Source organism: Helicobacter sp. CLO-3, assembly GCF_001854545.1.
Classification (GTDB): Bacteria; Campylobacterota; Campylobacteria; order Campylobacterales; family Helicobacteraceae; genus Helicobacter_B.
Map to the genome: position 1 here is coordinate 1 of NZ_MLQN01000074.1, position 836 is coordinate 836.

1 protein-coding gene is annotated in these 836 nt (G+C 49.5%); it reads left to right on the forward strand.

From position 1 onward, the window contains the following. Positions 1-99 precede the first annotated feature (99 nt). The coding region (locus BKN38_RS10065; RefSeq protein ID WP_199769861.1) for a hypothetical protein at positions 100-836 on the forward strand (737 nt) is incomplete at its 3' end.

The following is an 836-nucleotide window of genomic DNA, read 5'->3' on the forward strand; positions in this document are numbered from 1 at the left end:
GCGGATTCTAGCATAAAAGCGCGATTTTGTCTCCTAGCGCGTTAAAAAAGTATTGAAAAATCACGATATAATCCGCAAGTTTAAACCAAAGGAGCGATTATGAAAAATTTTGGCAAAGTCTATAAAGGCGTTTGTGGCGGGATTTTGGCGGGCGCTATGCTAGCAAATATCGCTGGCGCGCAAGAATCCGGCGCGTATATATCTGGCGCGCTAGGGATGATGATAAACAACTCTGAAAACAATATAAAATACACCGCTATTGACAACGCCAACAACACAACAATTGATAGAAGCGATGCCAGCTCCACAGCCAACCTCAACCTAAGCTATGGCGTGCGCGCAGGCTATCTGCTAGCCCTAAGCCCACGCAACGCGTTTAGAGCCTATGCGAGCTTCTCCGCTGGCAACTACACGATAGGCACAGGCGATATGTATATGGGAGACAAGCAAGACCACTACCTCATGCGCGCGGGCGCTGGGCTAGACTATGTGCTGTCATTTTCGACCAAGCCAAACTCTTGGGGCCTCATCGCTGGTGGCGGGTATGAGTATGGATTTGGCAATCTTGCTAGCGAGCTAAAAGGGCGCGAGGGCGAATACTCTATGCATATCCCCTATGCCAACGCAGCACTTTTCAAAGCGTTTGGCAGCGGGCATGCGAGCCTAGAAATCGGCGTGAAAGTGCCATTTGTGACGCACTATAAATACGAGCTAAAAAATGGCATCGGGCAAGTGCCAAATGAGTCAGGCGCGACGCTTACCGCCACTGGCATATACCAAACGATAACAAGCGGCACGACACTCACGCCTTATGCCGCGCTTTCGATTAAGTTTTA